This window comes from Streptosporangium sp. NPDC004379 (assembly GCF_042873875.1).
Taxonomy (GTDB): Bacteria; Actinomycetota; Actinomycetes; order Streptosporangiales; family Streptosporangiaceae; genus Streptosporangium.
In genome coordinates this window covers 273,319-296,417 of the sequence record NZ_JBIAMC010000006.1, presented here as the reverse complement: position 1 = coordinate 296,417, position 23,099 = coordinate 273,319, and the positions used below count along the sequence as shown (strand labels likewise).

At 70.2% G+C, this 23,099-nt stretch carries 21 protein-coding genes and 1 pseudogene; 10 read left to right on the top strand and 12 right to left on the bottom strand.

The features are described from left to right. Positions 1–11: 11 nt before the first annotated feature. Together dnaN and dnaA are read right to left on the bottom strand one after the other, a co-directional pair. Positions 12–1,151, bottom strand: coding sequence for a DNA polymerase III subunit beta (dnaN, locus tag ACFYSC_RS15820; RefSeq protein ID WP_389961552.1), 1,140 nt, complete (start codon positions 1,149–1,151; stop codon positions 12–14). A 573-nt stretch (positions 1,152–1,724) separates the two neighbouring features. Next, the gene (gene dnaA, locus ACFYSC_RS15815; RefSeq protein WP_389961550.1) at positions 1,725–3,647 is read right to left on the bottom strand and encodes a chromosomal replication initiator protein DnaA; all 1,923 of its coding nucleotides are present in this window, start codon (positions 3,645–3,647) and stop codon (positions 1,725–1,727) included. Between the two features lie 530 nt (positions 3,648–4,177). Between dnaA and rpmH the strand changes: the two genes are divergently transcribed. The 8 genes from rpmH (at position 4,178) to ACFYSC_RS15775 (ending at position 9,926) form a co-directional block, all read left to right on the top strand. Beyond that, a complete protein-coding gene (gene rpmH, locus ACFYSC_RS15810; protein WP_010849920.1) occupies positions 4,178–4,315 on the top strand; it encodes a 50S ribosomal protein L34 in 138 nt (45 codons plus the stop codon). 112 nt (positions 4,316–4,427) lie between these two features. Next, complete coding sequence (gene rnpA, locus ACFYSC_RS15805; RefSeq protein WP_389961548.1) at positions 4,428–4,802, top strand: ribonuclease P protein component; 375 nt, start codon at positions 4,428–4,430, stop codon at positions 4,800–4,802. After that, positions 4,802–5,080 (top strand): membrane protein insertion efficiency factor YidD, encoded by a 279-nt coding sequence (gene yidD, locus ACFYSC_RS15800; protein WP_362944847.1) that lies wholly within the window; start codon positions 4,802–4,804, stop codon positions 5,078–5,080. The genes rnpA and yidD overlap by 1 nt, the downstream gene beginning before the upstream one ends. Positions 5,081–5,084: 4 nt before the next feature. Next, complete coding sequence (yidC, locus tag ACFYSC_RS15795; RefSeq protein ID WP_389961546.1) at positions 5,085–6,050, top strand: membrane protein insertase YidC; 966 nt, start codon at positions 5,085–5,087, stop codon at positions 6,048–6,050. 34 nt (positions 6,051–6,084) lie between these two features. Next, entirely contained in the window at positions 6,085–6,582 is a 498-nt protein-coding gene (locus tag ACFYSC_RS15790; RefSeq protein ID WP_389961544.1) for a protein jag, read from the top strand. Between the two features lie 419 nt (positions 6,583–7,001). Then, positions 7,002–7,712 (top strand): 16S rRNA (guanine(527)-N(7))-methyltransferase RsmG, encoded by a 711-nt coding sequence (gene rsmG / locus ACFYSC_RS15785; RefSeq protein ID WP_362944772.1) that lies wholly within the window; start codon positions 7,002–7,004, stop codon positions 7,710–7,712. A gap of 305 nt (positions 7,713–8,017) precedes the next feature. After that, positions 8,018–8,851, top strand: coding sequence for a ParA family protein (locus ACFYSC_RS15780; RefSeq protein WP_389961542.1), 834 nt, complete (start codon positions 8,018–8,020; stop codon positions 8,849–8,851). Positions 8,852–8,921: 70 nt separating this feature from the next. Continuing rightward, a complete protein-coding gene (locus ACFYSC_RS15775) occupies positions 8,922–9,926 on the top strand; it encodes a ParB/RepB/Spo0J family partition protein (RefSeq protein ID WP_362944768.1) in 1,005 nt (334 codons plus the stop codon). A gap of 533 nt (positions 9,927–10,459) precedes the next feature. Here the strand turns inward: ACFYSC_RS15775 and ACFYSC_RS15770 are convergent. After that, positions 10,460–11,365 carry an oxidoreductase gene (locus ACFYSC_RS15770; RefSeq protein ID WP_389961540.1) on the bottom strand — a complete coding sequence of 302 codons (906 nt, stop codon included), beginning with the start codon at positions 11,363–11,365 and terminating at the stop codon, positions 10,460–10,462. A gap of 132 nt (positions 11,366–11,497) precedes the next feature. Here ACFYSC_RS15770 and ACFYSC_RS15765 point away from each other — a divergent pair, with 132 nt between their 5' ends. Next, positions 11,498–12,373, top strand: a complete 876-nt coding sequence (locus tag ACFYSC_RS15765; RefSeq protein ID WP_389961538.1) for a helix-turn-helix transcriptional regulator — start codon at positions 11,498–11,500, stop codon at positions 12,371–12,373. 30 nt (positions 12,374–12,403) lie between these two features. On the opposite strand, the pseudogene ACFYSC_RS15760 reads toward ACFYSC_RS15765, so the two are convergent. The 4 genes and pseudogenes from ACFYSC_RS15760 to ACFYSC_RS15745 form a co-directional block, all read right to left on the bottom strand. Next, positions 12,404–12,658 (bottom strand): annotated as a pseudogene (locus tag ACFYSC_RS15760) (transposase); the annotation flags it as partial. Between the two features lie 625 nt (positions 12,659–13,283). Further along, positions 13,284–14,342, bottom strand: coding sequence for a threonine aldolase family protein (locus ACFYSC_RS15755; protein WP_389961536.1), 1,059 nt, complete (start codon positions 14,340–14,342; stop codon positions 13,284–13,286). 206 nt (positions 14,343–14,548) lie between these two features. Then, entirely contained in the window at positions 14,549–15,505 is a 957-nt protein-coding gene (locus ACFYSC_RS15750) for a D-alanine--D-alanine ligase (RefSeq protein ID WP_389961531.1), read from the bottom strand. Positions 15,506–15,749: 244 nt separating this feature from the next. Further along, positions 15,750–16,982: a PLP-dependent aminotransferase family protein gene (locus ACFYSC_RS15745; RefSeq protein ID WP_389961850.1), complete on the bottom strand. Its 1,233-nt coding sequence runs from the start codon at positions 16,980–16,982 to the stop codon at positions 15,750–15,752. A 296-nt stretch (positions 16,983–17,278) separates the two neighbouring features. Between ACFYSC_RS15745 and ACFYSC_RS15740 the strand changes: the two genes are divergently transcribed. Continuing rightward, positions 17,279–17,899: a GNAT family N-acetyltransferase gene (locus ACFYSC_RS15740; RefSeq protein WP_389961529.1), complete on the top strand. Its 621-nt coding sequence runs from the start codon at positions 17,279–17,281 to the stop codon at positions 17,897–17,899. A 306-nt stretch (positions 17,900–18,205) separates the two neighbouring features. Here ACFYSC_RS15740 and trxA read toward each other — a convergent pair whose 3' ends face one another. The 5 genes from trxA to ACFYSC_RS15715 form a co-directional block, all read right to left on the bottom strand. Further along, positions 18,206–18,529 carry a thioredoxin gene (gene trxA, locus ACFYSC_RS15735; RefSeq protein WP_362932476.1) on the bottom strand — a complete coding sequence of 108 codons (324 nt, stop codon included), beginning with the start codon at positions 18,527–18,529 and terminating at the stop codon, positions 18,206–18,208. Between the two features lie 49 nt (positions 18,530–18,578). After that, positions 18,579–19,511: a thioredoxin-disulfide reductase gene (gene trxB, locus ACFYSC_RS15730; RefSeq protein ID WP_389961526.1), complete on the bottom strand. Its 933-nt coding sequence runs from the start codon at positions 19,509–19,511 to the stop codon at positions 18,579–18,581. A 167-nt stretch (positions 19,512–19,678) separates the two neighbouring features. Next, positions 19,679–20,704: an anti-sigma factor family protein gene (locus tag ACFYSC_RS15725; protein WP_389961524.1), complete on the bottom strand. Its 1,026-nt coding sequence runs from the start codon at positions 20,702–20,704 to the stop codon at positions 19,679–19,681. Next, positions 20,694–21,299, bottom strand: coding sequence for an RNA polymerase sigma factor SigM (gene sigM / locus ACFYSC_RS15720; RefSeq protein WP_179821653.1), 606 nt, complete (start codon positions 21,297–21,299; stop codon positions 20,694–20,696). The genes ACFYSC_RS15725 and sigM overlap by 11 nt, the downstream gene beginning before the upstream one ends. Positions 21,300–21,452: 153 nt before the next feature. Then, complete coding sequence (locus ACFYSC_RS15715) at positions 21,453–22,994, bottom strand: protein kinase family protein (RefSeq protein WP_389961521.1); 1,542 nt, start codon at positions 22,992–22,994, stop codon at positions 21,453–21,455. Positions 22,995–23,099: the final 105 nt, after the last annotated feature.

Below are 23,099 nucleotides of genomic sequence, written 5' to 3'. Positions count from 1 at the left end.
CCCGGGCCGCGTCAGCTCGACAGGCGGATCGGCATGATCAGGTAGCGGTAGTCGGGGGTCCCGCCGTCCTCCATGGGCTTGCCGCCGGTGAGGATCGCCGGCTTGGTGGAGGTGGTCATCTGCAGGCGGGCCACGTCGGAGTCGATCGCGCCGAGCCCCTCCAGCAGGAACTGGTGGTTGAAGGCGATGTTGATGTCGTCGCCGTCGAAGTCGACGGGCAGCACCTCGACCGCCTGGGCCTCGTCGCCGGTGCCCGCCTCCAGGACGACCTCGCCTCCGCGGAAGGCCAGCCGGACCGGGGTGTTGCGCTCGGCGACCAGGGCCACGCGCTTGACGGCCTCGACGAAGGCGCTGGTGGACAGGTCGGCGCGGGCGGAGAACTCCGTCGGCAGCAGCGAGCGGTACTTGGGGAACTCCGGGTCGAGCAGCCGGGTGGTGGAGCGGCGACCGGCGCTGGAGAAGCCGATCATGCCCTCACCGGTGCCGCCCGCCGAGCTCAGCGCGATCTCGACCTCGGCGCCGGTGCTGCCCAGGGCCTTGGCGGCGTCGGCGAGGGTGCGGCCCGGGATCATGGCGATCGCCGAGAAGTCGGGCTGCCCCGGCTGCCACTTCAGCTCGCGTACGGCCAGCCGGTAGCGGTCGGTGGCGGCGAGGGTCACGGTGTCGCCCTCGATCTCCATGCGCACGCCGGTCAGCATCGGCAGGGTGTCGTCCTTGCCCGCTGCCACGGCGACCTGGCCCACGGCCGAGGCGAACACATCGCTGCCCACCCGTCCGGCGGCCGGCGGCATGGCGGGCAGGGAGGGGTAGTCCTCCACAGGCATGGTGAGAAGTGTGAACCGGGCGCTTCCACAGGTGACGACGGCCTTGGCGCCGTCCACCACGAAGTCCACAGGCTGTGCGGGCAGCGCCCGGGTGATCTCGGCGAGGAGCCGGCCCGAGACCAGCACCACGCCCGCCTCGCCGCTCTGGGGTTCGAGGGTCACCTCGGCGGAGACCTCGTAGTCGAAGCCGGAGAGCTTGAGCCGGCCGCCGTCGGTGACCTCGAGACGCATGCCGGCCAGCACCGGCACGGAGGGACGCGCCGGAAGGCTGCGCGCCGTCCATGCGACCGCCTCAGCGAGGACGTCTCGCTCGATCCGGAACATCACGGGGATCTGCCTCCTGTGTGGCGAGCGCTCGTCGCTCGCCGCCTTGGGTTCGGGTGTTCACTGTCCCGCACCTGTGTGCTCCGGGACCCCTCTATGGGTCTTGATGTTCTTAGAGAGATACATGGAGTCATCACAGTAGGGGGTGTGGAAACTGTGGAAGACCATTGTTTCCGCAGGTCAACTATAGTTTTTTCATCCACCGGGGGTGTGGGTTAAGGGTGTGGAGAACCCGGCGGCCTGTGGACGGCCGAGGTTTGCCCACAGGCCGTCCCCAGATCAAGGGGTGTTCATCCACCGGTTATCCACGAGGTTTCCCCAGGTTATCCACTGGGTAAGAGACCGTTTTGTCCTTGGGGAAAACTCTCCCCACAGGGCGTCCACAGGTTGTCCACGAGTTCTCCCCAGCTTTTCCCCAGGTTCTCCCCAGCTTTGTCCCCAGCCGATGAGGCCGAGTCATGTTCGTTCGCAGGTGATGACCACTGCCGAATGCCCCGATAATCCGTCTTCGGGCGACTCGCACCTTCAGTCCACAAGGTTTTCCACAGCCTGTGCATCACGGAGTGGCGAGTCTCATCAGCCGCGAGACTGCTGCTTGATCCTCGTGGTCAGCTCGTTGACCTGGTTGTAGATCGAACGACGCTCCGCCATGAGGGAACGGATCTTCCGGTCGGCGTGCATGACCGTCGTGTGGTCACGGCCGCCGAACTGCTGCCCGATCTTCGGCAGCGACATGTCGGTGAGCTCCCGGCACAGGTACATGGCGATCTGCCGGGCGGTGACCAGGACCCGCGAGCGCGAGCCGCCGCACAGGTCGTCGACCGACAGGCCGAAGTAGGACGCGGTGGACGCCATGATCGTGGCGACCGTTATCTCCGAGCCGGCGTCCTCGGTGATCAGGTCCTTGAGCACGACCTCGGTGAGCTGCAGGTCGACCGACTGCCGGTTGAGGCTGGCGAACGCCGTCACCCGGATCAGCGCCCCCTCCAGTTCGCGGATGTTGGTGGAGATCCGGCTGGCGATGTACTCCAGCACCTCCGGCGGCGCGGCCAGCCCCTCCTGGATCGCCTTCTTGCGCAGGATCGCGATGCGGGTCTCCAGCTCCGGCGGCTGGACGTCGGTGATCAGACCCCACTCGAAGCGGTTGCGCAGCCGGTCCTCCAGCGTGACCAGCTGCTTGGGCGCGCGGTCGCTGGAGATGACGATCTGCTTGTTGGCGTTGTGGAGGGTGTTGAACGTGTGGAAGAACTCCTCCTGCGTCTGCTCCTTGCCCTCCAGGAACTGGATGTCGTCCACGAGCAGGATGTCCACGGCCCGGTAACGGGCGCGGAAGCCGTCGGCCTTGTGGTCGCGGATGGAGTTGATGAAGTCGTTGGTGAACTCCTCGGAGCTCACGTATCTCACCCGCGCGCCGTCGTAGAGGCTCTGGGCGTAGTGGCCGATCGCGTGCAGCAGGTGGGTCTTGCCCAGGCCGGAGTCACCGTAGATGAACAGCGGGTTGTACGCCTTGGCCGGCGCCTCGGCCACCGCGACCGCCGCGGCGTGGGCGAACCGGTTGCTGGAGCCGATGACGAACGTCTCGAAGGTGTACTTCGGGTTCAGCCTGGCCGGCTCCCCCTGTGGACGGCCGCCGCGGCCGTCCCACCTGTTCTGCGTCTGGGCTGGCGGCGGGCCCGGCACGGGTGACGGCCGGTCGAAGGCGTCGTTCTCGGGGCGGGGCGGCGCGGGCCGCGGGTCGTACCCGCCGGGACCCGCCGGACCTCCCGCACCCGGGGGCCGGTAACCGTCGGAGCCGCCGGGACCGCCAGGGCCTCCGTGCCCGCCGGGGCCTCCCGCGCCCGCGGGCCGGTAACCGTCGGGACCCGCGGAGCCGTAGCCGTCGGGACCTCCCTGGCCGTAGCCGCCGGAGCCCGCGGGGCCGGCGTGCCCGCCGGGGCCGCGCTCGCCCGGACGCTCCGCCTCCGCGTCGTCCGGAGGAAGGTACGGCTGAGCCGGCTCGTCCATCCGCCCGTACGGGTAGGGAAACCGTCCACCCTGTGGTTGATGCTGTGGATAACCGGTGGACGGCGTCGCCCCGGACCCCGGGTCCCGGTAGCCGTCCTGAGCGGAGGAACCGTCTCCGAGCTGGGAGGACATGGGCTGTGCATAACCCTGTGGCTGTCCCTGGCCCTGTGCGTAACCCAGGGCCGGAGCCTGTGGAAAAGTGTCGCGCCGGGGAGAGACAGCGGTCTCGGGGCCGGCGGCCCCGGGATCGACCATGACCGCGACCTTCATGGGACGGCCGAACTCCGCCGACAGCGCGTGGCTTATCAGGGGACGGAGCTTGTTCTCCAGGACGTCACGGGCGAAGTCCGTGGGCGCGGCGAGCACCACGGTGTCGTTCATCAGGCCGAACGGCCGGGTCATGCCGAGCCAGACACGCTGCTGGGACGGGACGCTCTCGTTGAGGGAGTTCTCCAGCGCGCGTGCCCACATCGCACCGAGATCCACGTCATCCACGGCCCGGCTCACCTCCTCAGACGCGGCCCCCGACCGAGCTTCACCGCGATTCCCGTTATCCACAACCGGCGGCCGCCGGTTCCACCGGATCCTCCCGCCGTCCACCCGCCGGGCGCCCCGGAGGCCCGGAGGGCCACCATCCGGAATCCACAGGCAATCCACACGGTGTACACAGCCCCGCGCCCGCCGCCCGGCGCATCGTCGCAGCGGAGAGTGGGTCTGGAAGGGCCGACAGTAGTCTTGTCCACATCTCTGTTCAAGACGTTGTCCACAGCCTAGTGGCAGTACGGGGGAGGCTGGGTGCACGTCCTGTGGACGGCGGGGCGGCGGTGGACGAAGGGGCTGTGGATTCGTGGAAAACCCGTCCGGCGCCCGCTCGCCGGTTTGACCTGGGACACGCGGGCACCGTAACGTACGACGGTCGGCTTACCATGCGGCGGCTATTTCGCATGCCCCGCTTTCGGTAAGCCAGCCACTCTGTCAAGCGTCCCCATGTGCTGGGGGCCGCGCCCTGAGCCTGGAGCCCACTCGTGAGCAAGCGTACTTTCCAGCCGAACAACCGTCGTCGCGCCAAGACCCACGGCTTCCGGCTCCGTATGCGCACCCGCGCCGGCCGCGCCATCCTGGCCGCCCGCCGTCGCAAGGGCCGCGCCGAGCTCTCCGCCTGACGTATCCATCGGCCCGGTTCGCCGGGCCGGGGCAGCAGCGTCTCTTCGCCCGCCGGCCGTGACAGCCGGCGGGCGATAGCCGTACCTGCCCGGATCCCGCGAAGACCCACTCATGTTGCCGTCCGAATCCCGCATGCGCCGGGGCGAGGAGTTCGCCGGCGCGGTCAGAAGGGGAGGCCGAGCAGGCCGTCCCACCCTGGTCGCGCATCTGGGCATGCGCCCGGAGAACGGCGATCCGCCGCTGGTGGGGTTCGTGGTGAGCCGGGCCGTGGGAGGCGCGGTCGTCCGCAACCGCGTCAAGCGCAGGTTGAGACACCTCATGCGAGAACGCCTGGATCGTCTCCCGCGAGGTAGCCTGCTGGTTGTACGCGCCAATCCACCGGCCGCGTCCGCGCGAAGCGAGCGCCTTGCCGCCGAACTCGACGTCGCGCTGGATCGTTTACTCAGGCGGCGAGAGCCTCCCAAGGCTCGCATGGATGGGCGATGATGACGGCGCAGCAGACCGACGGCGGCACTCCCGCCGCCAGGACCCTGATGGCTCCTATCCGGCTCTACCGGGCCTACGTGAGCCCCCTGCTGGGTCCCCGTTGCCGTTTCCACCCCTCGTGCAGCGCCTACGGTCTGGAGGCCCTGGCCGTTCACGGCGCGTTGCGCGGCACATGGCTGACGATCCGGAGAATCGGGCGTTGCCACCCATTCCATCCCGGAGGTTTTGACCCGGTGCCCCCACGCCCGGTCCGGTCCGACGAAACGCAAGGGAGCTAGCTCCGTGGAGCTGTCCTGGCTGAACTGGCTGTACACGGCCGTCGCCCATGTCATCACCTGGATCCACCAGGGTTATAGCAGCTTCCTCGCCCCTGACAGCGGGCTGACCTGGGCGCTGACCATCATCACGCTGACCGTGCTGATGCGGCTGCTCATCTTCCCGCTCTTCCTCAAGCAGATGCGCTCGTCGAAGAAGATGCAGGAGCTGGCCCCCAAGGTCCAAGAGCTGCGCAAGCGCTACAAGAACGACAAGCAGCGCATGAACCAGGAGGTCATGGCGCTGTACCAGGGGGCCGGGGCCAACCCGCTCGGCGGCTGCCTGCCGATCGTGGCACAGTTCCCGATCTTCATCTCGATGTTCACCGTGCTGAACGCGATGGCGCACGGCGCGACGGTGAACGGCCAGCCCAAGTTCGGCATGTCGTGGGAGCTGGTCAAGAGCGCCCAGGCGGCGCACATCTTCGGCGCCCCGCTGCCGGCCACCTTCTGGACCAGCTCCGAGCAGATCCAGGCCCTGGGCGGCGCCAACCCGATCCAGACGAAGATCGTGCTCGCGGTCTTCGTGGCGATCAGCTCGCTGACCACCTTCCTCACCGTCCGGCAGAGCGTCACCCGCTCGGCGGCGCAGATGCCGGACAACCCGATGGCGCAGCAGCAGAAGATCCTGATGTACGTCTCGCCGCTGTTCGCCATCTTCTCGCTGAACTTCCCCCTCGGCCTGATCCTCTACTGGGTCACCACCAACCTGTGGACGCTGGGCCAGCAGCACTGGTTCTACAGCCGCAACCCCTCGCCCACGATCGACGCCAAGGGGAACGTGGTGACCCCCGAGCCCAAGCCGGGCCTGCTGAGCAAGGTCAGGAAGACCGAGGAGCCCCCCGCTCCTCCCGTCGAGCAGGGCCCCAAGGTGGTCCGCCAGCAGCCGACCCGTCAGCCCCGCAGCAAGCGGACCGGTAGCAAGAAGTCATGACGACCCAGCCCCGACAGCACGAAGGAGTGGCGGAGTGACCGAGGCCGAGAAGGAGACCGTCAAGACGGCTCCGGACCTCGCCGCGCTGGAGCAGGAAGGCGAGGTCGCGGCGGACTACATCGAGGGTCTGCTCGACATCGCCGACATCGACGGTGACATCGACATGGACGTCGAGGGCGACCGCGCCGTCGTGTCGGTGGTGGACGTCAAGGGCGGTGACCTCGTCGGCGCCAACGGCGAGATACTGGAGGCGATCCAGGAGCTGACCCGGCTCGCGGTCCACCGCCAGACCGGCCAGCGGTCCCGGCTGATGCTCGACATCGCCGGTTACCGCGACCACCGCCGGGCGGAACTGCGTGACCTCGGCACGAAGGTCGCCGCGGACGTCAGGGACAGCGGCGAGCCCAAGGCGCTCCAGCCGATGACCCCGTTCGAGCGCAAGATCGTCCACGACGCGGTCGCGGCGGCGGGCCTGCGAAGTGAGTCCGAGGGCGAGGAACCCCGGCGCTTCGTGGTGGTCCTGCCCGCCTGACTCCCCGCGGCGGACGCGAGCACCGGCCGCCGCCCCTGGTCCGTCCAGGGGCGGCGGCCTTTTTCGTCACCGGACCGTCCCCCTCCCACGCCGTCCGGGCACGGTTCTCCCCGACGAACCTCCAGGGCTTCCTCCAGGGCCTCCTCCAGGGCTTTCGCCGGCTGGCTTCCGGGTACGGCCTGCCCGCCGGCGAACCGTGCCCTCTCCGGGCATGGCCTTTCGCCGGTGAACCGCCTCCTCTGACTGTCACGATCTGCCCCGATGAACGGCCCTCTCCAGGTACGGCTTTTCGCCAGGGAACCGCTCCCCCGGACACGACGGCCTTTTCCCCGGCCCTCTTCGGTGCCTGTCGACGAGAGCGGCCCGTTAGCCTTGGAACGCCCTGACCATGACAGTTTCTGAGAAAGAGTGAGCGTCGAGTGAGCGAGCAGATCCCCGAGGCGCCCGAGGTCGCGCGCGAGGTGTTCAGCGGCGACGCCTGGTCGAGAGCGGAGGAGTTCGCCGGGCTCCTGGCCGGTCCAGGGGTGGTTCGCGGGCTGCTCGGCCCGCGTGAGGTGCCCCGGATCTGGGACCGTCATCTGCTCAACTGCGCGGTGGTCGCCGAGGCCGTCCCCGCCGGTGTGCGTCTGGTGGACATCGGCTCGGGCGCCGGCCTTCCCGGCCTGGTCCTGGCGATCGTGCGGCCCGACATCCAGGTCACGCTCCTGGAGCCGCTCCTGCGCCGGACGACGTTCCTCCAGGAGTGCGTGGACACGCTGGGGCTCGGCAACGTCGAGGTACTGCGCGGCCGGGCGGAGGAGGTCGCGGGCCGGCGGGAGTTCGACGTGGCCTGCGCGCGGGCGGTGGCGCCGCTCGACCGGTTGCTGAAATGGGCGCTCCCCCTGCTGCGCGAGGGCGGTGAGCTCCTGGCGCTCAAGGGAGAGCGGGCGGCCGGGGAACTGGCGGACGCAGAAGCCCAGTTGCGGGCCAGTGGGGTACAAACCGCCGAACTTGTGTCCGTCGGGCAGGGTAAGGTCGAGCCGCCGGCAACTCTCATCCGGGTGGTCGCCGGTCGGCCCCCCGGGAAAGCGCGCCAGGCGGTCCGCGGGAAGGACCGCACTCCGCGGGTGAAACGGACCCGGCAGCAGTAGACAGCCGGGCAGCGCCACCGGTAAGACCGAGCAAAGCGAGTACGAAGCCAGTGAATGACCGTGGAAATGCGATCTCGGGCGCGACACGCGGTCTCGGCTGGCCCGAGAATTCCGTCGCCCTGCCAGCGGGACACCCCGGTGGTCTGGGCTGGCCGGTCCCGGCTTCCGAAGCCGTGGCCCGGCCGATCGAAAGGGCGGCGACCGTGACCCAGGTGACCCAGCCACCCCTTAGCCCCGGCGACTCGCCGCTGGTACGAGAGGCACTCAGTTCAGTGGTTTCACGTGAAACATCGGCCCAGACGACCATGACCGCTCCAGGAAACTCCAGCGTGCCCCGGGACGCCGTATGGCCGCGTCCGCCGAAGACCCGCGTCTTCACGGTCGCCAACCAGAAGGGCGGGGTGGGTAAGACCACCACGTCGGTGAACCTCGCGGCGGCGCTGTCCATGCACGGTCAGCGGGTCCTGGTGGTCGACCTCGACCCGCAGGGCAACGCCTCCACGGCACTGTCCGTCGACCACCGCGGTGACGTGCCGGACATGTACAAGGTCCTGGTCGAGGACGTACCGCTGGAGGAGGTCGTCAAGGAGGTCCCGGACATGCCGGGCCTCCACTGCGCCCCCGCCACGATAGACCTGGCCGGCGCCGAGATCGAGCTCGTCTCCATGGTCGCCCGCGAGGCACGTCTCCAGCGGGCGCTGAACGCCTACAAGGCCCAGGAGTTCGACTACGTCCTCATCGACTGCCCTCCTTCGCTCGGCCTGCTGACGGTCAACGCCCTGATGGCCGCGAACGAGCTGCTGATCCCGATCCAGTGCGAGTACTACGCGCTGGAGGGCCTCGGCCAGCTGCTGCGAAACGTGGACCTGGTCCGCGCCCACCTCAATCCCACGCTCGACCTGTCCACCATCCTGCTGACGATGTACGACGGGCGGACCCGCCTGGCCTCCCAGGTGGCGGAGGAGGTGCGGTCGCATTTCAGCGGCACCGTGCTGAACACGGTCATCCCGCGGAGCGTCCGCGTGTCCGAGGCACCCAGCTATGGCCAGTCCGTCATGACCTACGATCCGGGCTCCAGCGGCGCGATGGCCTACATGGACGCCGCACGCGAAATCGCCTACCGCGGCGCTGCGGTGTGAGCGTCCAGGGGACTGTGGCTGTCATCATTACGAGGATCATCAGGGACGCCGACGTGAGCCGGGAGAGGCAGTGAGCAAGCCGCCGAGGGGACTGGGCAAGGGACTGGGAGCGCTCATCCCGACCGGCCCGGCCATGACGGAGGTACGGACGCCGGTCCAGGAGCCGGTCGTGACCACCGGTGCGACCGCAGCGACGGTCATCATGGAGCCCGAGTCGCCGGAGGGGCGGCAGCCCGGCCTTCAGCCGGTCGCGGGCGCCTATTTCCTGGAGATCCCGATCGGGAGGATCAGGCCGAACCCGCGCCAGCCCCGCGAGATCTTCGATGATTACGCGCTGGACGAGCTGGCCATCTCGATCCGCGAGGTCGGGCTGCTCCAGCCGATCGTGGTCCGGCCGGTGGACGACGACGCCTACGAGCTCATCATGGGGGAACGCCGCTGGCGCGCCTCCGAGCGCGCCGGGCTCTCGGAGGTCCCCGCGATCGTCCGCGACACCCAGGAGGACAAGCTCCTCCTGGACGCCCTCATCGAGAACCTCCAGCGGGAGCAGCTCAACCCTCTGGAGGAGGCCGCCGCCTACCGGCAGCTCCTCGATGACTTCGGCGCGACCCACGAGCAGCTCGCCACCCGCATCGGTCGTTCCCGTACCCACGTGACGAACACGCTGCGCCTGCTCAAGCTGCCACCCAACGTCCAGCGGAAGGTCGCGGCGGGCACGATCACCGCCGGGCACGCCCGTGCCCTGCTGACACTGGACGACCCGGCCGCCCAGGAGCACCTCGCCAGCCGGATCGTGGCGGAGCTGCTGTCGGTCCGGGAGGTCGAGGAGATCGTGGCCGTCGGCGACGCCAAGGCCGCTCCGGCCCCGGCTCCCCGGGCGCCTCGGGCGAAACCCGTCGAGGAGCCGGCTCTCCGCCAGCTCGCCGACCGGCTCTCCGACCGGTTCGAGACCCGGGTGAAGGTCGACTTCGGTCGCCGCAAAGGGCGCATCGTGGTGGAGTTCGCCACCATCGACGATCTGGAGCGCATCATCGCGACGATGGCCCCGGACTCCATGGGGGACAGCGAGAGCTGACGGTCCAGCTGTGACGGCGGCCCGGCGTTTCACGTGAAACATCGGGCCGCCGTGGTCTTCGCTCCAGGTCGAACCGCACCTCCCCGCGAGGACCGTTCGCTGCTCGGCCGCGGCCGGGCCGTCGTCCAGCCGTAGCCTGGCCGTCATCACCGTGCCGAATCGAATCGCCGCCGTTTCGGCGCTGAACCCTGCCTCGGCCCCGGCCGGGCCACGGCCACCCGGCCACGGTCGGGTCGGCCGCGTCCACCCGGCCGCGTCCACCCGGCCGCGTCCACCCGGCTACGGCCCACCCAGCTACGGCCCGGCCGGCCACGGCCCGGCCGGTCTTGGCGGCCCACCCGGCCTGTCTTGGTGGTTCCATCCGGTCGGATCCAGAGAGGGCTGTCACCTCCACGACCGCGGATGTGATCTCGGTGACCACTCGTCCGATCTCGGTGAGGGCGACCTCCGGGGTCGTACAGGGGTGGCTGACGTTTCACGTGAAACATCAGCCACCCCTGCGGGCTCCGCCCGGGCTCGCTTGCCGACAGGGTTCACAGGTAGCTGACGCCGGTCAGTTCCTCGGCCGCCGCCCAGAGCCGCTTGCCGACGGCCGGATCGGCCGCCTCCCGGCTGAGCCGAGCCTCGGTGACCGGCCCCCGTGTCTCCCAGAGTCTGGACGGCCCGAAGAACTGACCGCCCCGCACACCGGGCTCGGTCGCGGCGCGCAACTGCGGCAGCGCGCCCTGCTCCACCGATTGGGTGACCAGCAGGCCGAGCCGCGCGATCATCTGCCCGAACCGGCCACGGTGCTCCCAGGCACGTGGAGTCAGGTTGGTACGGGTGAGACCGGGGTGAGCCAGCGTGCTGACGATCGGCAATCCGGCGGCGCGCAGGCGGCGGTCCAGCTCCACGCCGAAGATCGTGGTGGCGAGCTTGGATCGGCCGTAGGCGGGAGCGGCCCGGTAGTCACGTTCGAACATCAGGTCGTCGAAGTCGAGGTGCGCGTTCTTGTGGGTGATCGAGCTGAGACTGACCACCCGGGATCGCCTCGCCGCCGCCAGCCTGTTGAGCAGCAGGCCGGTCAGCGCGAAGTGGCCCAGCATGTTGGTGCCGAGCTGTAGCTCGAAACCGTCGGCGGAGGTGCGGCGCGGGCCGAGCAACACCACGCCGGCGTTGTTGACCAGCAGGTCGATCACCGAGTGGTCGGCGGCCAGCTTCGCGGCGAACGCGCGTACCGAATCGAGGGAGGCCAGGTCCAGCTCGCGCACCTCGACGTCGCCGCCGATCCGGCGGGCGGTCTCCTCTCCGGCGGCGGTGTTGCGGACGGCGAGCACGACATGGGCGCCGTGGCGGGCCAGCTCGGTCGCGGTGATCAGACCGAGGCCCGAGTTCGCGCCGGTCACGACCGCGATCCGGCCGTGCTGGTCGGGGACGTGGTCGGCGGTCCATCCGGTCATCTGCTGCTCCTGCGGGCATCGGTACGGTAGACCGACGACACTAGGAGCAACGCGGGCCGGTTCGATCGTTCCCGGCTGCCTAGGTCTGCGGGACCTACCATGGACGGCCCAGTGAGGCAGCACACTTACGGCATGACCAATCCGTACGCTCGTGAACTCGGAGATTTCCTGCGAGCCCGGCGCGGCAGGCTGCATCCACACGACGTCGGCCTGGAGCCGGGCGGCCGGCGAAAGGTCACCGGGCTGCGGCGCGAGGAGCTGGCCCTGCTGGCCGGGCTGAGCACCGACTACTACCAGCGGATGGAGCAGGGCCGGGAAGTGCGCCCGTCCGACGATGTCCTGGACGCGCTCGCCGGGGCGCTCGGCCTCGACGGCGAGGAACGCCGACATCTGTTCGCCCTGGCCCGTGCCGCCCGCCGGCCGGTATCCACCCGGGTGGACCGGGGCCCGGAAAGAGTGCCGGACAGCACACGGCGGCTGCTGCGGGTGATGGACACCCCGGCGGTCGTGCTCGGCTGGCACCTCGACCTGCTCGCCTGGAACCCGATGGCGGAGGCGCTGCTCGGTGCCCCGGACGCTTACCCGCCCCACCGGCTCAACATGCTCCTGCTGATGTTCGACGACACGCTGACCGGCGAGCGGAGGTGCCCGGACTGGGAGCGGCAGGCCCTGGACTACATCGGCATGATGCGCGCCGCCGTCGCCACAGACCCCACCCATCCGCGCGCCACCGCGATCGTCGGTGAGCTGAGCATCCGCAGCGTCGAGTTCCAGCGGCTGTGGGCCCGGCACGACGTACGCGCGTCGGTCAGCGGCACCAAGACCTTCCGGGCTCCCGAGGTCGGTGACATCGTCCTGGACTGGGACACCTATCCGCTGCCCGGCAACCCCGGCCCGGTCATGCTGGTCTTCACCGCCGAGCCGGGCAGCGCTGACGCGGACCGGCTGCAACTCCTGGCGTCATTGCACGCGACCCGCTCGGCGCTCACCGGCAACTCCTCCCAGTAATGCTTTGCTGCGACTCCCAACAGAATGATCAGCCGCCCTGGACCAGTCGAGCCTGTCGGCGCAGTGCAACGCGGCCAGCAGGAACCGGCGCAGTCATTCCCACATGTCGGCGTGATGCCAGCCGCGCAGCCGCCGCCGGCAGGTCATTCCCGAGCCCAAGCCGGGTTCCCGGGGCAGGAACTCCCACGGGATCGCGGTGTGGAGCACGAACAGGATGCCACGGGGCTTTGCGTCATCCAGCCGCGTGCGACCGGGGTGGCGCTGCCGTCGCTCCGCCTTCGGCACAGCGGCTCGATCCGTTCCCCCAAGCCGTCTGAGACGATCCACGGAGGCTGCTCACCCTTCCTCACGTGCAGATCAACCACCGTCCAGGGGGACGGATACGGCCGTAGTCGTTTTGCCGGGAGCCGTTGGTGGCGATGTTTCACGTGAAACAGTGGCCGTCCATAGGCGCTCCACCCCGGTGACCGGCTCTCCGGAGAAAGCCGTGGATTGCTCCGTGGGGTCAGCTCGTGGGCGGTGTTTCACGTGAAACATCACCGCCCGCGCGGCCTGACGTTCATTCGGCTGTATCGGTGATCGTACGGCCGGACGGCGGTGGCCGGCCGTACGGTCGAGAGAGTCGGCCGACCCGTACCGTCGGGGCCAGCCGGTCGGCCTTGCGGCCCGGAAAAGTCGGTGCGGGCGGCGACCACCGCGGGCAGCGACCGTCGCGGGGCCACGGGCGTCGCGGGCAGCGGCCGCCCCGGGTCACGAGCGTCGCGGGTCGCGACTGCCACGGGCCGCGACCGTCGCGGGTTGCGGGCGACGCGAACCGCGACCGTCACGGGCCGCGGTTGGCGCGCACCGCGACTGTTCACGGATCGCGGTCGACGTGGCCCGGGACCCGTGGCCCGGGACCCGTAGCCGGTCAGGCGTCGGCAGCCGCCCGTACGGTGAGCCGGATGTCGGCGAGGAAGGCGTCGATGTGCTCAGCCGTGGTGTCGAACGAGGTGACCCACCGGACCACGTGCTCCTCGGCGTTCCAGACGTGGAAGGGATGCCGCTGCTGGAGTTCGGTGATCACCTTCTCCGGAAGTGCCGGGAAGACGGAGTTGGACTGGACGGGGTAGCGGAGCGAGACCCCGGGAAGCCCGGTGACGCCCTCCGCCAGCCGGCGGGCCATCGCGTTGGCCTGGGCGGCGTTCTCGCGCCAGAGCTCACCGGCGAGGAGCGTGGCCAGCTGGACGGAGACGAAACGCATCTTGGAAGCGAGCTGCATCGCCTGCTTGCGGAGGAACAACGCGGAGGCGTCCAGCTCGGGGTTGAGGATGACGATCGCCTCGGCTCCCATGGCGCCGTTCTTGGTGCCGCCGAAGCTGAGGACGTCCACCCCCGCGTCCGTTGTGAGGGCGCGCAGCGAGCAGCCGAGCCCGGCCGCGGCGTTGGCCAGCCGCGCCCCGTCCATGTGCAGGAGGAGACCGCGGGAGTGGGCGAACTCCGCGAGCTCGGCGACCTCGTCGGCGGTGTAGCAGGTGCCGCACTCGGTCGCCTGGGAGATGGATACGACGCGGGGCTGTGAATGCTGGATTCTGCCCAGCGCCGAGAGCTGTCCCCGGACGTCCTCCGCCGAGATCTTGCCGTCCTCTGTGGCAAGGGGGACCAGCTTCGTGCCGAGAAGGCGTTCGGGAGCGCCGCACTCGCTGGTGTTGATGTGCGCGCTGACGGGACAGAGCACCGCGTCGTAGGGCCGCAGGAGGAGACTCAGGCCGACGACGTTGGCTCCGGTGCCGTTGAACACGGGGTAGACGGTCGCCCGGTCGCCGAACTCGGCGCGGAAGGCGTCCTCCATCTCCCGGGTCCAGCGGTCCCCGCCGTACGCGGGGGCGTCTCCGGTGTTCGCCTCGGTGATGGCGGCCATGACCGCCGGGTGGACGCCCGCGTGGTTGTCGCTGGCGAAGCTCTTCGGGAAGGGGGTGGAAGTCAGCACGGGGACCACCCTAGAACCTGCTTCGTGGGTCTTCCCCGAGGCGGGAGTCCACGGAACGGAACTCGGCGCGGGTGGCCCGGGGCGACGGCGCCGCACCGCTCGTAAGGTGGCGCGGCGTCAGTGCGGGCGCGAGGCCGGATGAGTCCGGCCTCGCGCCCGCACGCCGGCCCGGCGGGTCGGGTGAGGCCAGGTGCGTCGCGGGAGGGTCAGGCCGTGCCGCGGGCGGCGGCCTGCTCCAGCAGCACCCGGCATACGGTGCCGAGGTCGTCTCCGGCCGCCTCGACGGCCATCGGTAGGAGGGACGTCTCGGTCATGCCTGGGGCGACGTTGACCTCCAGGAAGTGCGGCAGACCGGAAGGGTCGACGATGAGGTCCGTACGGGAGATGTCCCGCAGTCCCAGGGCGGTGTGCGCGGTCACCGCCATCTCGGCGCAGGCCGCGGCGACCTCGGGGGACAGCCGGGCGGGCGCGAAGAACTCGGTGTGGCCCGCGGTGTAACGGGCCGCGTAGTCGTACACCCCTCCGTCCGGGACGATCTCCACGGGCGGCAGGGCCATCGGACCCTCCCCGAGGTCGAGCACGGAGACCGCCACCTCGACGCCCTCGACGAACTGCTCGATCAGCGCGGTGTCGCCGTAGGCGAAGCAGCCGACCATCGCGGAGGGCAGCTCCTCCGCCGTGCGGACGACCGACGCGCCGAGCGCCGAACCGCCCTGGGACGGCTTGACGAACAGCGGCAGGCCCAGCCGCTCGACGATCCGGGACAGCACCTTGGACGCGCCGAGGTCGTGGAAGGTCTCCTTCGGCAGGGTCACCGACTCGGGGGTGCGGAGGCCGACGGAACGCACGACCGCCTTGGCGGTGGGCTTGTCGTAGGCCACCCGGCAGGCGTCGGGTCCGGCGCCCACGTACGGGACGGAGAGGAGCTCCAGAACCGAGCGGATGGCGCCGTCCTCACCGGACCCGCCGTGCAGCGTGACGAAGGCCGCGTCGGGCGGGTCGGCGAGGACGGTGGGCACGAGGGAGGCGTCGGTGTCGCGGATCTCCACCGGGACCCCCGCCGCGCGCAGCACCTCGCTCACCCGGCGGCCGGAGCGCAGGGACACCTCACGCTCGTAGGACAGCCCGCCCGACAGCACGAGGACGTGGCCCAGATCACTCACCCGAAACACCTCTCTTTTTCCCACCCCTGCCGCGTCCCGGGTCCGCTCCCGTCACGGCCGGGCCGTCCGCCGTGCGACGGCGGCGGAAGTCACCGTACGGCACCGCGCCGGTCCGTGCTCGCCCGGCCCGCGGGGGGACGGGCTGGGCGAGGACTCCGCGGGACGGTGAGAAGCGGTTCGGGTCCTGCTCCGCGGATCACCCCGCCGGCCGTGTCCGCCCGAGCGAAGATCCACAAAGCAGAATCTAGGCGATGTCGGGGCCGGGGGTGTCCACCCCGACGTGGTCCGGCGCGGCGCCCGGACCGAACGTGTCACGCAACTGGAGCTCCTGCTCGATCACCCCGGCCAGGCGGCGGACGCCCTCGCGGATGCGGTCCGGCTCGGGGTAACAGAAGGACAGGCGCATGTTCCTGGCGCCGCCGCCGTCGGTGTAGAAGCCGGTGCCGGGGACGAAGGCCACCCGCTCGGCGACCGCGCGCGGCAGCAGGGCCTTGGAATCGAGGCCTTCGGGAAGCGTGGCCCAGACGAAGAACCCGCCCTGGGGACGGGTCCATGTCATGCCGGCCGGCATCAGGGCGTCCAGCGAGGCGAGCATGGCGTCGCGGCGCTCGCGGTACAGCTCCCGGAAGGTCTTGATCTGCTCGCGCCACGGCTGCACGGAGAGGTACTCGCCGACCGCGAGCTGGGTGAAGGTGGAGTGCGAGAGCACCGCCGACTCCATCGCCAGCACCAGCTTGTCGCGGATGGCGTGCGGGGCGAGCGCCCAGCCGACCCGGAAACCCGGGGCCAGCGTCTTGGAGAAGGAGCCGAGGTAGACCACGCCGTCGGCGTTGTCGGCGCGCAGCGTCCGCATGGGCTCGCCGTCGAAGCCGAGCAGGCCGTACGGGTTGTCCTCGACGATCAGGATGCCGGCGCGCTGGCAGATCTCCAGGACCTGCTGCCGACGGACCGCGTTGAGGGTCACCCCGGCCGGGTTCTGGAAGGTGGGGATCGTGTAGAGGAACTTGATCGGCGCGCCCGCCGTCCGCAGCGCGTAGATGGTCTGGGCGAGCGACTCGGGGACGATCCCCTCGTCGTCCATGGCGACGTGGACGACCTTGGCCTGGTACGCGGAGAAGGTGCCGAGCGCGCCGACGTAGGACGGCCCCTCGGCCAGCACGACGTCGCCCGGGTCGATGAAGATGCGGGTGATCAGGTCGAGGGCCTGCTGGGAGCCGACGGTCACCACGACGTCGTCGGCGCCCGCCTCGATGCCCTCAAGGCGCATGACGTCGCAGATCTGCTCACGCAGGTGCGGGTCGCCCTGGCCGGAGCCGTACTGCAGCGCGACCGGGCCGCGGCGGGAGACGAGGTCGGCGACGAGCTCCCCCACCACGTCGAGGGGCAGCGCGGTGACGTACGGCATGCCGCCGGCCAGCGAGACCACCTCGGGCCGCGACGCGACGGCGAAGAGTGCCCGGATCTCGGAGGCGACCATCCCGGTTGCCCGTGCGGCGTACCGGTCGACGTAGGCGTCGATCCGCGAACCCTGGGGCGCGACGGTCCGACCGTGATCAGAATCGTGGGGCACGGTCCACCTCCTAGCTCATGTGGAGCACGCGAGTGCTCATGCCAGAGAAACCAGCGTACGTCAGTGAATGATGTCGTCTGCGTGGGGGGATACGACAGTCTGAAACGCGGACCCCCACTGGGCTACGATGCCAGCTGGGGACGCCGTTTTCGCGGGGTTTTCGTCATGGCTCGCACTCGTCTCGCCAGGATTGGGGCCAACAGGTGTCGCGTCGGCTGGCCAACGTCACTCTCGACAATCTCGACGACCTGCCGCACCGGTGCCGCCGGTGCGTGTTCTGGGAGCTGGATCCCATGAGCGGCAACCGCGCCGTCGAGGCGGGGGACCCGGCGCTGGAGAAGGAGGCGTGGATCTCCTCCACCCTCCTGGAGTGGGGGAGCTGCGGGAAGATCGTCTACGTGGACGGCGTGCCCGCCGGGTTCGTGCTCTATGCGCCCCCGCACCACGTGCCCCGTTCGGTCGCCTTCCCGACCTCGCCGGTCAGCGCCGACGCCGTGCTGCTGATGACCGCGCACATCATCCCGGAGTTCTCCGGGGGCGGTCTGGGCCGGATGCTGGTCCAGGGCGTCGCCAAGGACCTGACCCGGCGCGGGGTGCGGGCGATCGAGGCGTTCGGCGACCTGAAGTGGGAGCAGCCGGGGGCGTGCGTGATGCCTGCCGACTACCTGCTCTCGGTGGGTTTCAAGACCGTCCGGCCGCACCTGCGCTTCCCCCGGCTCCGCCTGGAGCTGAAGACCGCCGTGTCGTGGCGTGAGGACGTCGAGGTGGCCCTGGAGCGGCTGCTGGGTTCCATGAGCCCGGAGAGGGCGCTGCGGCCGGTCTGAGGCGGCCTCAGTCGCCTTCCGTCCCGCGCGGCCGTACGCGGCGGGACGCCCGGCGCTCGACAGCCCAGCCCGGCGCTCGACGGCCCAGCCTGGTGGGCGCGACCGGCGCGACTCCGCGGCACGCCGTCGCGGCCGTCCGCCACGCATGCGGAAGCCCCCCGCCGTGGGTGGCAGGGGGCTTTCGCGGGTGGGTGTGCCGCTCGGAAGCGGTGGTACGGCCCGCACGCCGTGGGGTGCGCCGTGCCGCAGGGGGCCTTCTCCGGCCCGTCCGTCCGGCCCCGCCGGAGCGGGACCGTGCGGGCGGTCCTAGATGATGCCCTCGAGCTCGCGGAGCAGCATGGCCTTCGGCTTGGCGCCGATGATCTGCTTCACGACCTCTCCACCCTTGTAGACGTTCAGGGTCGGAATCTGGAGTACACCGTACTTGCCGGCGGTCGCCGGGTTCTCGTCGACGTTCAGCTTGACGACGGTCAGCTTGTCGGCCTGCTCGCCGGCGATCTCCTCCAGGATCGGGGCGACCTGGCGGCACGGGCCGCACCACTCGGCCCAGAAGTCGACGATGACGGGCTTGTCGTTCTTCAGGACGTCGGCGTCGAAGCTGGCGTCGGTCACGCTCTTGATGGCGCCCAAGGTCTTGCTCCCTCTTCGTGTATCGGTGTGTCCGGGTGTGTCGGTCGGGTCAGCTCTCGTGGTCGGCCAGCCAGCGCTCGGCGTCGAGCGCGGCGGCGCAGCCGGTGCCGGCGGCGGTGATCGCCTGCCGGTAGGTGTGGTCGACGACGTCACCGGCGGCGAACACCCCGTCGACGTTCGTGCGGGTCGAGGGGGCGTCGACCTTGATGTACCCCTCCTCGTCGAGCTCGACCTGGCCCTTGAGGAGCTCGGTGCGCGGGTCGTGCCCGATCGCGATGAACAGGCCGGTGGCCGCCAGCTCGCTCTCCTCACCCGTCTTGACGTTGCGCAGCCGGAGCCCGGAGACCTTGGTGTCGCCGAGGACGTCGACCACCTCGCTGTCCCAGACGAAGCGGATCTTGTCGTTGGCGAACGCCCGGTCCTGCATGATCTTGCTGGCGCGCAGCTCGGCGCGGCGGTGCACGACGGTCACCGACCTGGCGAACCGGGTCAGGAAGGTCGCCTCCTCCATGGCGGTGTCGCCGCCGCCGACGACCACGATGTCCTGGTCGCGGAAGAAGAAGCCGTCACAGGTGGCGCACCAGGAGACGCCGTGGCCGGACAGGCGCTTCTCGTTGGGCACGCCCAGCTCACGGTAGCCGGAGCCGGTGGCCAGGATGACGGTCCTGGCGTGGTACGTGTCGGTGGCGGTCCTGACGACCTTGGGGTCGGCCTGCAGGTCGACCTCGACCACGTCGTCGGCGATCAGCTCGGCGCCGAACCTCTCCGCCTGCTTGCGGAGGTTGTCCATCAGGTCCGGCCCCATGATGCCGTCGGGGAAGCCGGGGAAGTTCTCCACCTCGGTGGTGTTCATCAGCGCGCCACCGGCCGTGACCGAGCCCTCGAAGACGAGGGGCTTCAGATCGGCGCGTGCCGAGTACACGGCCGACGTGTAACCGGCGGGACCCGAGCCGATGATGATCACATTCCGGACGTCCATCACTGCGGTGACCTTTCCCGTCGTCGTTGCCAGTGGCGTCAACAGATACTAGGCGCCGGTGATTCCCTCACCCGAAACGGCGCGTCCACCTGCGCGAAGACGGGCGGGGCCCGGCACGGATGACTCCGTGCCGGGCCCCGATGTCCTCGCGGATCGTCGTCCCCGCGGACCTACTTCCACCGGGCGAAGGCCGGCTTGCGCACGTTCTCGCACTGCGGGCCCACGACGTGGACGCGCACGGTGTTCTTCGCCTTGTTCTGCCAGAAGACCATGATGTTGGCCTCCTGCCCGTTGTAGAAGCCCTGGTCCACCGCGAACGGGAATCTCCCGATCTTCTTGGAGACCTGCTGCACACACTGGTCGATCTTGGACGCGTCGGTCGCCTGGGCGGCGTCCACGATCTGCGCCGGACCGATGTACTCCAGCAGCGAGCCGCTGAGCTCCTGCTCGGTGTAGTTCCAGTTGCTGTCGGTCAGCTGGTAGGCGGGCTCGCTGGCCGACGGAGAAAGGGCGATCGGGTCGTTCTGACCCGGTCCGGAGGCGGCGAACATGTTGCTCGACACCACGGTCGCGCCGATCACCGCCGCGGCCGCCATGCCCGCCACCGCGGGAAGGGCCCACCGGCGCCGCGCGGCTCCGGAACCACGGCGCCGCCTGACCGGCGCCGGGACCACGGTGCCGTCGTCGCCGACGACTCCGAGGCGGGCGGCCGGCACGGCGGGCTCGCCGTCGAAACCGTCGAAACCACGGTCGCGGTCGTCGCCGGCGACCTCCGGCCGCACGGCGGGGGCGTCGCCTTCCCCACCTGTTCCCGGCCGCGTGACAGGGACCACGGTGCCGTCGTCGCCGACGATCCCGAGGCGCGTCACCGGCTCGGGGGAGGACGTCGTCTCCCACGGCGCGCCGCGCATTATGTCGTCCCAGGCCGGTGCCTCCACCAGGCCTACTCCACCTCCACGGAAGCTCTCGGCCTCAGCGGCCAGCGCACGGTCGATCCTGAGGGCGACACCCATCGGCATGGCCGGGGTGGGCGTCGCGGCAAGCACCTCACGGACCGCTGCGAGGTCGGCGAGGCTTTCGCCACAGGGATCGCAGATCGCGAGATGCTCGCGTACCTGCAGAGCCGTGGCGGCGTCGAGAAGACCCTCGGCCAATTCGGCCAGGGTCTCCAGGTCGTAGTGCGTGTCACCCGTCACGAAGTTCTGCTCCCTTCGCGGATGAGACGCGAGTGAGGTCTGATCGGTTCCGTAGGTGAGAAAGAATCGGGGCCAGTTTCGCCCGGCCGCGGGCGCATCTGCTCTTCACGGTGCCGCTCGGCACCCCGAGGACCTGGGCCGCGTCCTCGACGGAGTAGCCCATCATGTCCACGAGCACCAACGCGGCGCGCTGGTCGGCGGGCAGCAGCCGGAGCGCGGACGAGACCTCCATGGAGACCTCGCGCTCGGCCGTCTGGTCCTGCACGGGGGTGTCGCGCTCCGCGGCCTCGACGAGCTCGTCGTCGGCGACCGGGCGGACGGACTTCCTGCGCATGCGGTCCAGGCACGCGTTCACCACGATGCGGTGCAGCCACGTGGTGACGGCCGCCTCGCCGCGGAAGCTGTCGGCCTTGCGGTAGGCGGAGACGAACGCGTCCTGTACGGCGTCGGCCGCCTCGTCGGGGTCACCCAGCGTGCGCAGGGCGACCGCCCACATGCGGTCTCGGTGACGCTTGACTATTTCACTGAAAGCGTGCGGATCCCCGGCGATGTGCCGGGTCAGCAGATCGGCGTCGGACACGGCTGGCCGCGCCATCTGCTCCGCCGCTGGCGGGGTCTCTGGTGGGAGGTTCACAAGGAAAGTCCTGCTGCCGGTCCGGGGAGAATCACCACTACGGGATAGATGGTGCCACGAAATCTCTGATGATCGGCAAGAAGCAGGGTAAAAGCGTCTGAATCCGTACAGCTCTCACTTGGTGGCGAGGATCTTCACATCTATGATCGTTCCTCGGTACTTCCCCTGGAAGGTCGGCATCCTGGTGAACCAGACGCACACGTAGCGGCCCTTCTGCGGGGAGTCGGCGCTGAAGGTCTTCTTGCCCCCGAGGTCGGTGAACTTGTGGACCGGCTTCAGGGAGTCGAGGTCGGCGGACGGGCCGACCCGCAGCTCGGCCGTGCCGCCGGAGCCCGCCCCGAAGTCGACCGTGACCTGCTTGACCGGCACGCTCTCACCGAGGTCGAGCAGCAGCCCGGTTCCCTTCTTCAGGTTGCCGAAGTCGGCCGAGTCGTAGGACGCCGAGTGCCAGTCGGTGGAGGGCTTGCCGTCGATCGCGCCCGGCGCCAGCTCGTCACGCTCGTAGCCGTTGTCGTCGCCCTGCGGGTCGAAGCCGTCGGCGTTCTGGACCTTGACCTCGCGGGTGGCCGTGGCCGGCGTGGGCGTGGGCGTGGCGGTCGGGGCGGCCGTGGGCGGCCCGGAGGCGCCGATGCTGCGGCCCAGCGTCCAGGCGACCAGCCCGACGGCCACCATCACCAGCAGCACGACGAGGGTCATGGCGACCTTGTTGACCGTCCCGCCGCCCGCCGGACGCGGCTGCTGGTAGGGCTGCTGGTACGACTGCTGGTACGGCGGCCGGGTGACGGGAGCGCCGGGCCCGGCCGACGCCTGCGTCGTGGCGGGAGGCGCCTCGGAGCGCGAGGCCGTCACCGGCGGCAGGGCCGTCGAGGGCAGCGGCATGGGCATGGGCGTGGGCCTCGGCACCGAGCTGAGCGCCTCGGCGAACTCCGCCGGCGTGGTCAGCGGGGTGAGCCCCTTGCGGCTCGCCGGCAGCAGCGCCCGGCAGGTGATGGTGTCGAGATAGCCCGGGACCCCGGCGGTGACCTGCCGCGGCGTGCAGTAGTGGCCGTCGTCCACGGGGGCGGCCGGCAGCCCGCCCTCCTGCTCCTCGCCCGGCCAGTGACCGGTCAGTCCGGCGTACAGCAGGCGGCCGAGGCCCTCGGCGTCGGCGCGGGCCGGGTCGTCGCTGGCGACCTCCGCCAGGGCGGCGTCGATCCCCACGCCGAGCAGCTTGACCGTGTTGCCGGAGGTCCACACCAGGTGGTCGGGGGTCAGGCACAGGTGCGCGATGTCCGCCTCGTGCGAGTGGGCCAGCGCCTCGGCGGCCTCGGCGACCAGCGCGGCGGCCCGCTCGGCCTCCAGCGACCCGGAGGCGACCATGTCGCCGAAGGTCTCGCCACTCACCCACTCGCTGACGACGTAGGAGCGCCCGTCGTCCTCGGTGGCGTCGAACACCTGGGTCAGGCGCGGGTCGGTCAGCCGGCTCGCCGCGCGGGCGGCGGTGACGACCTCGTTGAGACGTGGGAAGTCGGGGTCGAAGGTGTGGACCGCGACGGGGCGGGCGAGCACCTCGTCGATCGCCTTCCACAGGGTGGCCCCGCCTGACTCGTGGACCCGGTCCTCGAGCCGGAAACGGTCGGCCAGCTTCGTGCCCGGCTCGACGGCGGCGGAGCTCATGAGGTCTCCGCTACTGGAGACGCGACACCGTCAACCTCGACGGCCGACACGTCAAGACACATCACAATATGCCGGGTGGATCCGCCCACGCCCTCCTGCTTCCAT